At 45.8% G+C, this 11,032-nt stretch carries 10 protein-coding genes; 4 read left to right on the forward strand and 6 right to left on the reverse strand.

Annotation, left to right across the window (positions count from 1 at the left end; genetic code table 11):
• Positions 1 to 45 precede the first annotated feature (45 nt).
• Genes OB236_RS04170 through OB236_RS04180 form a run of 3 tightly spaced genes read right to left on the reverse strand, consistent with a single transcriptional unit; the run spans position 46 to position 3,552 of the window.
• Complete coding sequence (locus tag OB236_RS04170; protein WP_262682904.1) at positions 46 to 1,155, reverse strand: Ger(x)C family spore germination protein; 1,110 nt, start codon at positions 1,153 to 1,155, stop codon at positions 46 to 48.
• A complete protein-coding gene (locus OB236_RS04175) occupies positions 1,152 to 2,213 on the reverse strand; it encodes a GerAB/ArcD/ProY family transporter (protein WP_262682905.1) in 1,062 nt (353 codons plus the stop codon). The genes OB236_RS04170 and OB236_RS04175 overlap by 4 nt, the downstream gene beginning before the upstream one ends.
• Positions 2,206 to 3,552, reverse strand: a complete 1,347-nt coding sequence (locus OB236_RS04180; RefSeq protein WP_262682906.1) for a spore germination protein — start codon at positions 3,550 to 3,552, stop codon at positions 2,206 to 2,208. The genes OB236_RS04175 and OB236_RS04180 overlap by 8 nt, the downstream gene beginning before the upstream one ends.
• Positions 3,553 to 3,769: 217 nt before the next feature.
• Here OB236_RS04180 and OB236_RS04185 point away from each other — a divergent pair, with 217 nt between their 5' ends.
• The 4 genes from OB236_RS04185 to OB236_RS04200 are packed head-to-tail and all read left to right on the forward strand — an operon-like array spanning position 3,770 to position 7,691.
• Entirely contained in the window at positions 3,770 to 4,432 is a 663-nt protein-coding gene (locus OB236_RS04185) for a helix-turn-helix transcriptional regulator (protein WP_076229622.1), read from the forward strand.
• The gene (locus tag OB236_RS04190; RefSeq protein WP_262682907.1) at positions 4,429 to 5,562 is read left to right on the forward strand and encodes an alanine racemase; all 1,134 of its coding nucleotides are present in this window, start codon (positions 4,429 to 4,431) and stop codon (positions 5,560 to 5,562) included. Before OB236_RS04185 ends, OB236_RS04190 begins: the two co-directional genes overlap by 4 nt.
• A 31-nt stretch (positions 5,563 to 5,593) precedes the next feature.
• Positions 5,594 to 7,201: an N-acyl-D-amino-acid deacylase family protein gene (locus tag OB236_RS04195; protein ID WP_262682908.1), complete on the forward strand. Its 1,608-nt coding sequence runs from the start codon at positions 5,594 to 5,596 to the stop codon at positions 7,199 to 7,201.
• A gap of 25 nt (positions 7,202 to 7,226) precedes the next feature.
• A complete protein-coding gene (locus OB236_RS04200) occupies positions 7,227 to 7,691 on the forward strand; it encodes a RidA family protein (RefSeq protein ID WP_076229358.1) in 465 nt (154 codons plus the stop codon).
• A 127-nt stretch (positions 7,692 to 7,818) separates the two neighbouring features.
• Here OB236_RS04200 and OB236_RS04205 read toward each other — a convergent pair whose 3' ends face one another.
• From OB236_RS04205 to OB236_RS04215, 3 genes are read right to left on the reverse strand one after another with little or no spacing between them, the layout of a single operon-like run.
• Entirely contained in the window at positions 7,819 to 8,658 is an 840-nt protein-coding gene (locus OB236_RS04205; RefSeq protein WP_262682909.1) for a sugar phosphate isomerase/epimerase family protein, read from the reverse strand.
• Between the two features lie 51 nt (positions 8,659 to 8,709).
• Positions 8,710 to 9,771: a Gfo/Idh/MocA family protein gene (locus OB236_RS04210; protein WP_262682910.1), complete on the reverse strand. Its 1,062-nt coding sequence runs from the start codon at positions 9,769 to 9,771 to the stop codon at positions 8,710 to 8,712.
• Between the two features lie 37 nt (positions 9,772 to 9,808).
• Complete coding sequence (locus OB236_RS04215; RefSeq protein WP_262682911.1) at positions 9,809 to 11,014, reverse strand: MFS transporter; 1,206 nt, start codon at positions 11,012 to 11,014, stop codon at positions 9,809 to 9,811.
• Positions 11,015 to 11,032 lie beyond the last annotated feature (18 nt).

Consider the following 11,032-nt stretch of genomic DNA (forward strand, 5'->3'; position numbering starts at 1 on the left):
ACAGGTATAACTAGGTGCTGTTTAATGATTTAACACGGTTACATTTCATTTACTTTCTGGTGAAGTACCAGGTCTTGACTTCATTTTATTAGTAGATTTAAAATAAATGTTGTTGAGAATCGTTATATCTACTGTGACTTCGTGCTTCATTTGTGGGAACCATTGCCTTTTCCAATTTTTCATCTGACTCTCCGTCATGATTCTTCGAAAATATTGTCCTATGCCAAGGGCATCGGCTTTATAGGTGTGCAGTCGGTTAATGAGCTTTTCTGCTTTTTTTTCGATATCTTCTTTAAGCAGCTTTGCAATATCATCGTCGGATAGGATATCTCTATTCTCTGCAATGACTACCTCCAATTTCAGCCGACTTTGCATACTGGGACCTACATCCGTCCACTTCACTTTATGGCTAATCGTTGCCTTCTTAATCAAGACACTGCTATTCTTCGAAACCTCTATCGTTCCTCCTGTATACTTTCTTTGAAAGGCATTGTAAATCAAGGTTTCATCCGGAGAAATATCACCCACCATTTTGTCCCTTCGCATAATGGCAGAACCTTCGAAATTATACAGAGTGTCGGTTCCTTTACTAAGAATAGGAATGGCCATATCCTGTGTATACGAATTAATATCACGAAATACTTCCCAGAGCCGCTTGATCGTATTGTCGGGAGTCCACCCCGCCTGTTCACTGAAAAAATCATAGGAAGACAGCTCCGGATTGGATTGGATTTTGTGATGCATCGTCTGCTCGAAATCACCTCTCACAATACCGACTAATCCTTTTACCGAAATATCGTTTGCCTGTACCCCATAATTGACAATGTCATTTATGTTACTTTTTGCCGTCTTTTCGCATATTAGAAATAACCTTAAATGAAGCAGGTCAACACTTTTTTCAGACTTCGTACGTATTTCATCTATTGCCTTGTTAATCGTCTGGGCTTCACCCTCTAAGAATTGAGACCCCTTCTTCTGAGGACTCGGAATCTGTAAAATAATTTTGTAGGGCTGATCGCCATTTTTGCAAACCCCCATGACAACAGGCATGAGTCTTTTGTTAATATCCTTGGTGTCCCAGCAGCTAGTAAGAATTCCGAGGCAACCCAGACAGCACAGAAAGAGTCCTATACGGATCATCAAGCGAGGTATCACGCGGAATTCCTCCTATACTTTGAACTCATCATCCATACCATCATAGGGATTACAAGAATACTGTACAAACAAAAGATCGTATTCCATGAATTCAGTCGATCCAGCCAATCCGTATTGACGATCATCGCACTAAAGACATACGACAAGATGCCTAAACCAATGATCGCCACTCCTCTTTTTCGGAAGGAAAACAGCTTTTGCAATAGGGTTGTCATGATCCAGAAGGATACGGCTGCTTCCACCATAGAGACGGCTATCGTAGAAATAATAAAAAATGTAGGCAGCCAATCAAAGATGACCCATTCCATATCGACTGTATCCGAGGTTAACACGACGGGATATCGCAAATAAATAATCGCTTCAGGACCAAAAATCAATAAGGGTACATAAACAGCGCACAGTCCAAAAAAGGAAAGCATCATTAAGACCGGAATGATATAACGCATGCTTACCTTATCCTTGAGACCTATCATCCCCAGAAACAAAAAACCAGTGTGAGCGAAAAGCGCCGAATAAAATTGTGTTTTACTGAAGAAAGTCATATGGGTATCTAACAAAGGGAAAATTTGTTGAAAACTAAAGTTTTTGATGCCACTCATCAAGGAAAAAAGGATTAATGGCACACCGAAAACACTCACTATTACCGCCCCTCGTGCAATAGATTGAATGCCTTTCCAGGCAGCGTAGAAGGGAATCCCATAAAGTAACAACAGAAATAACATCGGGGTTTTGGGCAGGAGTACAACGTTAACCGAATCCAATTCCATACGATGAGCAACGTTGAAATTTACAAACAGAAAAATGAAATAGGGAACAAGCATGGCTCTTGCTATCCATTTTCCCGAAACTCCAGTGAATATATCGACAATATCCTTACCTGGAAAAGCCGATAATCCCTTAAGATAGACGCCAGTAAGAAGTGCCTCCAACAGAAAACCGACCAGTATAGGTTCCCAGCTGCCTTTCGTTGCCGCTTCGATGATGTTCACCGGATACAGGTAAAAAAACAAAGAAAGGTGAACAAGTAAAAATAAAATTAAAACCAAATTTTTATTCATCAGATTTCCCTCTTTTTGCCGTATAACTCAAATAAGGGACGGAAAAGGTGGTAATACTCCCCAAATAGAAACACAATAGAACGAGGGAGGACATTAAACCCAAAATTCCATATAAAGCACTGAAAAAAATAACTACGTACTTATACAATCGAATCGAGAGTGAATTCATATACGTTCCCAATGAAAAATGCGCAATGGTGGTAGCCGCTACGATGATAATCAAAAAATTACTCATCAGTCTGGCCTGAACTACCGCTTCTCCAAGAATAATACCGCCTACCATCGTGATCGTTGGACCGATGCTTTTGGGAAGCCGAATACTCGCTTCAATGACCATTTCAATGATGATCAGCATGAGCAGGACTTCAACTAATACCGGGTACGGAACCCCTTCCCTGGAATCTGTAATAGACACCGCAAGTTGGATTCGCAGAAGCTCAGGATTGACAGCATTGAGGACCACATACAAGCCGGGCATGGAAATGGCTACTAATAGAGAAATTATACGTATAATTCGATATAAAATCATAAAAGGGACCGGATGGTCCTGATCGGTCTTCACTGCCCAGAAATCCGTTACAATAGCAGGAAACGAAATGGCAAACGGAAAATGATCCAATAAAATCACGACCCGTCCATCCTGCAGGTAGTGCTTTGTCGTTACGGGAAGCTCTGAAGTCACATAGGTTGGAACGAGGCTGAACCGTGGCTGTTTTAATGCTTTCAATAAATGCTGAATATCAGATATGTCCATCATTTTATTCTCATTTAAGCAATCCTGAATAAGCTTGACCATCTTAGGGTCGGCCTGATCCTGTAGATAAAGAACCGCCAATTCACGCGGGTAAGCAGATCCTAAGGAATGTGATTGAATGATTAAATCTTGTGTCATCAGTTTTCTGCGCATCAGACCAACATTCAGTTTCATATCTTCGGTAAAAGCATCCATGGATGTTTGGATGGGATTCTCATTTAGAGCTTCGCCGACGCTCCGGGCAATATTAGGATGTAAAGGTTCAAACACTACATGCTCGATCTCATCCTGTTTAAAAACAATCAACATACCCCGCAATACAGATTTAACCAGTTCATCCAGGGATAGATTCATTCTGACATTATAGGACAATGCTATATACCGAATTGGATCCATACCCTCTTCGGCATCGCTGAGCTGATTAACTAACAAATCCAGCGTTTCTTTAAAATTCACTAATGATTGCAAATAACAAATATGTACGATTGTATGATTCAATACCGTTTCTGCACATATGAAATCGTAGCTATTTTCGAATATTTGGTTAATTTGTAATTGTGGCGTTTTTTCACAGGATAATGACATTGGCCCCACCTCATCCTTATATTGTGGTTTATGCCATTTTTTTATACAGCCCACAAATTGTTCATAGAGCTTTATATGATCGTCAGATAAATCAAATGAATCAAACTTTTATTCATTCTAACTAAATTTATGTTTGAATTTATTTTTGTTTGTGTTACTATTTTTACAGGCGCTACTTTACATGAGTTATTTTCAAATAAGGAGACCGTGATGAATGATGGAGTCTATTCGTGAGGATTTTGAGTTCTTTAACGATCTGATCAAAGGTATTGCCGCTCAATTCGGGGATCAGTGCGAGGTCGTGCTTCATGATTTGACCGGGGATTACGAAAGTACCATTGTAGCGATTGAGAATGGTCATATAACCGGACGGAAGGTCGGCGACCCTGGTACGAATCTGGGATTGGAAATTTTGCGTGGTAGCCAGGTTAATGGAAATCGATTCAATTACATTACCCAAACCAAGGATGGCCGCATCCTTCGTTCCACTTCGTTGTACAAGAAAAACAGCAAGGGCGCAACGATTGCAGCCATATGCATCAATTATGATGTGACTGATCTGATGATGGCAAAGCGAACACTGGATTCACTCACGACTGGTGGGCAGCAGGTAGATGTGAAGGAATCGTTCGTCAGCAATGTGAGCGACCTGCTCGAAGCCCTGCTTCAGGAAGCTCAGGAGCAGGTAGGCAAGCCGGTAGCCGCGATGACGAAAGAGGACAAAATGAAGATGATTCAGCTGTTGGACCTGAAAGGTGCTTTCCTGGTAAAAAAGAGCGGTGAGAAAATATGCAGCTACTTGAACATTTCCAAGTACACGCTGTACAGTTATTTGGAAGAAAGCAAAACTCAAACTGAGAGGAATGAGGACCAGGAATGAGCGAAGCAGCAAGCAAGTCGACCGTAAATAAGGAACCGCAAACCCCTTTTATCCAAATAGATAAAGCGGCAATGGAGCGTAACATTCACAAGATGGCGGAGGTGGCCCGCAGCAATAAGGTTCAGCTTCGTCCCCACGCCAAAACACATAAATTGCCTTGGGTCGCCCATCAGCAGCTGCAAGCCGGAGCTGTAGGCATTACCGTAGCCAAAGTGTCCGAAGCTGAGATCATGGCACAGCATGGGATAACAAATATTTTTATCGCTTATCCGCTTGTGACGACTGACAAGCTCGAACGCGCAATCCGCCTCAGTCAACAAATCACATTGATTACAGCTGTAGATAGCCTGGAGGGTGCTGAACGTATGAACGAAGCAGCCGGCCGCATCGGCCACCAGCTTCAAGTAAGACTGGAGATCGATACCGGTCTGCGTCGAACTGGCGTGCTGTACGATCAGGCACCGGAGCTGGCCACACGTATCCATAGCTTAGAGCATTTGCGGTTGACGGGCATCTATACGTTCCGCGGAGCGATCTACAAGCAGAAGCCAACACTCGATTTGCAAACCGCAGGTGAGGATGAAGGCCACATCATGGCCGATTTGGCTGCGCGGCTGCGCGCGAATGGCATTCCAATCGTCGATGTGAGTGTAGGCTCAACTCCTACTGGCATGTATGCAGCGGCTGTGGAGGGCGTAACCGAAATCCGACCGGGTACTTATGTGTATCAAGATCGCATGCAGGCCCGTCTGGGCGTATGCAGCCTGGATGATTGTGCAGGCAGCGTATGGGTCACAGTCGTGAGCCGACCGTCAGAAGATCTCGCTGTTGTCGACGGCGGCAGCAAAACGTTTGCCACCGATGTACAACCGAATGTCGAACCGCTCATGCTCCAGGGCTTCGGCCATATCGATGGTCTGGACGACGCTGTACTGGAACGGCTCTCGGAAGAGCATGGTATGCTGCGGCTTGGCCCGAACGCGCAGAAAGCCAACCTGCAGGTCGGCAGCCGACTGCGGATCATCCCGAACCATATTTGCAGCACGGTTAATCTGCATAACAAAGTGTATTTCAATGACGGCGCTGCATACGAGGAAATGACCGTGCTTGGGCGCGGGATGTTGGAATAACTACCGAATCCGAACAGAAGGAGACGTTACTATGCTTGATCTCATATTGAAAAACGGTCGCATTGTAGATGGCACGGGCAATCCCTGGTTTTTGGGTGATGTCGGCATTAAGGATGGGCTGATTGCAGCTGTTGGCAAGCTTGATCAGGAAGCTCGCAGCACGATCGATGTTCATAGACAGGTCATCTCCCCCGGATTTATTGACGGACACTGCCATTCCGATCTGATGATACTGGACCATCCCCATAGCGAAATTAAAATCCGGCAAGGTGTGACAACAGAGGTCGTCGGTAACTGTGGACTCGCTCCTGCCCCGTTTTTCAAGCAGAATGCCGACCTGCTGCAAAGCTACGTCCAGCCTGTGCTTGGAAAAACCTCATGGGAATGGCCGTGGGAAACCGTCTCCCAGTATATGGATACGCTCGCACGTTCCGCTCCCTCCGAGAATATCGCGACTTACGTCGCACATGGAGCATTGCGGATTGCCGTGATGGGTTTCGCCAAACGCGATGCGACAGCTCAGGAGCTGCAGCTAATGAAGCAGCTTTTGGAGGAGGGACTTAAAGCAGGTGCTATAGGCTTCTCCATCGGACTGCTCTATGCTCCGGGCAGCTATACCTCCAAGGAGGAGGTTGCTGCGTTATGCTCCATATTGCCCAAGTACAATGGGTTATTCTCGACCCATATTCGCGGCGAAGGCAACAATCTGATCCCATCCGTCAAGGAAGTGATCTGGATTGCCGAGAAAACAGGCGTTGCTCTGCATATCAGTCATTTGAAAGCTGCAGGCAAGCGCAACTGGGGCAAGGTCATGGAAGCGATGGAGCTGATTGAACAGGCCCGTGCCCGCGGACTTGATGTTACCTGCGATGTGTACCCGTATAGCGCAGGCTCCACTACCTTAACGACTGTGCTCCCGCCGTGGTCACTTGAAGGCGGCGTCAATGGCGTTTTGGAGTTATGCAGAGACTTAAGTATGCGTAAACGTATCCGTGAGGAGCTGGGGCGTGAGCATGAGGATTGGGATAACCTGGTCTGCTCCACCGGCTGGCAAAGCATCTACCTGTCAGCTGTTCATTCCGAGAAGAACAAGGCACTTGAAGGCAAGCATATTGAGGAAATTAGCGAAATCAGAGGTCAGCATCCGGTTGATTGTATGCTTGATTTACTGCTTGAAGAGGACGGACGAATTTCAATTGTGTATTTCCATATGGCTGACGAGGATGTCAAGCAGGTAGTCGGCTATGAACGGTCGCTTATTGCATCGGATAGCCTGACGTGTGAAACTGGCAAACCGCATCCGCGACTTTACGGCACCTTCCCACGGGTATTTGCCAAATATGTACGTGACGAGAAGGTGCTGACTCTTGAGCAGGCAGTACGCAAGCTGACTTCCTTCCCTGTACAGCGTTTCAAGCTCGGCAAGCGTGGCTTGCTCGTTCCGGGATATGCCGCCGATCTGGCTGTGTTCGATCCGGAAACCATCCAGGATTATGCCACCTTTGAGGACCCCAGACAATATCCTCAAGGTATCACTCAGGTTATCGTTAATGGCAAGCCAACCTTTGATCAGGATCAGCATACACACGCAAGAGAAGGCCAATTGATTCGGGCGCAGCACTGCTGCACCCATCACTAATATACATTTATGGAGGTTCATAACAATGGCAAAAATTGAACAAAGACTACTCGAGCTTGGTATCGTACTCCCCCCATCACCTGAACCGCGATTTACTTATGTTCCCTGCGTTCAAACCGGTAATCTGATCTATTTGTCCGGCCAGGATTGCCGCATTAACGGTGAATTGATGTATGAGGGCAAGCTGGGCACAGATCTTACCATAGAACAAGGACAAGAGGCAGCCCGCCAGACGATCATCAACTGTCTAGCTGTAATGAAAGGCTATCTGGGAGATTTGGACCGTGTCGTGAAAATTGTCAAGATGCTGGGCCTTGTCAACAGCGCACCTGGTTTCGCCGATCAGCCTTACGTGATCAACGGTGCGTCTAATTTATTGGTAGACGTGTTTGGTGATAACGGCAGACATGCAAGATCAGCTATTGGAACAAACGAGCTGCCTTTCCATACACCAGTCGAGATCGAGATTATTGCAGAAATACGTGATTAATAGAAGCTAATAGCAAAGAGTAGAGCGTTGTACCACATGCTCTACTCTTGTTTTTATTTACATGTTCATGTTCGTGCTACACAAATAAAGCAGCGCTATCTGCGCTGCTTTAACATGAATCTTCCGCTTATTGTTCGTCCAAAAGCTGCTTCAAATGATCGATAGATTGAATGCTGCCTGCCTTCTGTTCCTCATTTCCTTCAAATTCGACGGTTAACCAGCCATCATAACCGTTCTCCTTAAGACGACTCAACAGGTGCCGCAAATCCACGTTGCCTTCTCCTATAATAGTACCGGCATACTTGTCTCCGGATAAGGAAGCATAGCTTTCGCCCTGAAAGTCTTCTCCAACCTTTATAAAATCCTTGCAATGAACATGCGCAACGACAGATTGAAGCTGTTCAAAAGCATCATTCGGATTCTCGTCAACCAGCATGAAATTCCCCATGTCGAACGTGCTGCGAAGAGCAGAGGAATCCACTTCCCGAATGATCGAACGCACCTGCTCCGATTTTCCTGCGAATAACCCATGGTTTTCCAGACATAAAACGACGTTCTTACTGCTGGCATAGTCGGCCGCTGCTTTCAGTCCCTCGATGATCCAGTGCCTGGCGTCATCGTACGCAACACCCTCCTGCTGATTGCCGGAAAATACCCTGATAACCTTTGCACCAAATCGGGCAGCAATATCGACTGATTCGATGATGTGATTCAATTGCTCCTGACGGTTTGCCGGGTCTGGTAAGGCAAAGTTATTACTGGCCCCAACGCATGCTACTTCCAGTCCTTCCTGCTGCAATGCTTTTTCAACCTGCGAGGTATCCGTTTCCGGGTCCCAAAAACGATGCAGCAGCTCGATCCCGTCCGCCTTCGTCTGTTGACCGACAAAATGAATGAAATCCGCATTTGTCCATGTTTTATCATAAAAATACTTGTGGCAGCTCCACACACTCAAGCTCGTTTTCATCCGTATCCTCCACTTAACTCAGATTATTAAATCCCATACGATCTTGCCATTCTAGTCGAAACGAACTTCTTTCCCTGTTTTCGCCGACTCGTAGACAGCACATAAGATTTTCATAATTTCCACACCATCCTCAACGGGGCTAAGAGTTTCATCCGTTCCCAGGCAGCAGCGAACAAAATGATTGATCTCATTCTGGAAACCGGCAACAAAATCGAACGTAAGCGTGTCAGCCTGAGGCAAAAGATTTAGCATCATGTCATGCTTTTCCGTTGCAATTTGCAGCTCCGGTTCCACCTGTGCCCCGCCCTTGGTTCCGTAGATGCTGATGGTGCCATCATTTTTGATGCCATGCAGGGTAAAGCTGACATCGACCATGATCGATGCACCATTCTCGAAGCAAATGAGCGCATTGGCCAGATCCTCAACATCATTCTGGGTTGCATCATAATCAGCAGCCTGATAAAACGATAGATGCTGTACATTTGCGCGGTTGCCCAGCTTGCGATACGTATTACCTTTTACCGATTGAACCTTCGGCTTGCCCATCAAGTACCAGCACAAATCGATCACATGCACACCAAGGTCGATTAGTGGTCCGCCGCCGGAGCGCTTGCTGTCAGAGAACCAGCCGCCGGGATTGCCCAGTCTACGCAAATAGCTGGCTTTGGCATAATAGATTTCACCCAAATCTCCAGCATCGATAAAGCGCCGCAGCATTTGTGTCGTATTCCCATATCGTCTGACAAAGCCTACCTGAAACACTTTGCCGCTGCTTTGGACAGCAGACTGAACTTCCAATGCTTGCTCAACCGTTTGACATAGCGGCTTTTCGCAAAGCACATGCTTGCCCGCGTTCACAGCGGCGATACTGAATTCGGCATGCGTATTGTTCCAGGTGCATATACTTACAGCTTCCACCTCGGGATTGGCCAATAGCTCCTGAACGTTCGAATATACGTGGGGAATCCCGTATTTGTCCGCTTTTTCCTGGGCTCTTTCCACATTCATATCACAAATGGCATACAGCTCAACTTCATTATTGTTCGCGTAAGCATCCATATGTAAGCTTGAGATACTGCCAGCCCCGATAATACCAATCTTCAACTTTTTCATGAATAAATCCTCCCTATAATTTCTTTAATAGTAAAAATTAAGTATGATGATGTGTTGTTGACTTGAAGGCATACATGTACATGGTGGCAAATCCGGCTGCACCCAGCAAAGCCATTAAGGTACAAATGCGATACATCGTAGGCGCCCCCAGATCCTGAAACATCCATCCTCCGATAATGCCCGCAATAATGCCTGCCAAGCCTCCCCAGCTTAAAGCATATACAGCCTGCCCGGAAGCCCGAAATTGCTGAGGAATCAAATAAGCGGTTAATTGGGTACCGACATAATAATAGCCTGCAAAGGTAAGGCAATGAAGCGTTTGCGTGAAAATGATCTGATAGGGCGTTACCGCCATCGACATCAGCAGCCACCGCAGTGCATACAGCAGACTGACGACAATCAGGCAGGCGATCATCGTCTTGTTGTTTCTGCGTAAATAGCGATCAAGCAGCAAATAAACCGGAATTTCAAAGATAGAGGAAAGGAATGCTGACCAGCCAATCAAGGCATTGCTTCCTCCCATATCCGATATATAGATCGATACAAAAATATTATTCATCGAATTGGGAATGGAGATCAGGATTCCGATAATAATCAAGGACAGGAATAGCTTGTTTCCGAGAATCTTACCGTAGCCGCCAGCAGATATCTTTTTAGCACTTACGGTAGGAACCTGACGCGGAAGCATACAACCGAGCACGATGGAAATCACGATCATCAAGCCGTATACGATCCAGAACTCCCGAATACCGAGCCATTCGAGAATAGGCCCCGTTACCACCGCCATGATTGCCCACCCTAATGCCCCCCATAGTCGAAAAGCGCCAAATTTGTGGCCTGTCCTTTCGACGACATCCAGTATCAGACTGTTACTTTGTGAAAATAATGGACTTTGGAAAAAAAAGTAGATCAGCATTAAGCCATAAATAAAGTAGGTGGAATGGACTGCAAAAACAGCTTGCATGACTAACCCGTTACCTACTAACAGCAGGATCAGAATACGTCTGCCATTTTGCAGCCTATCGCTCCAATAACCCCAAAAAGGATTGGACAGCAGTGAAATGAAGGGACCTCCAGCGAGCAGAAGACCGATCATAAAGTTCGACATCCCTATTGCTTTCAAATATAGTGGAAAAAAAGAACTGTAAATCGCAATAGCCCCATAAATAAAAAAGTTGAACCCTTTGATGACGCCAAAAGAACGTACGTTCACTGAAGAAGCTTCCGACATCTTTGTTGCCACTCCCTGCTTTCCTGCCTG

The sequence above is a fragment of the Paenibacillus baimaensis genome (genome assembly GCF_025567575.1).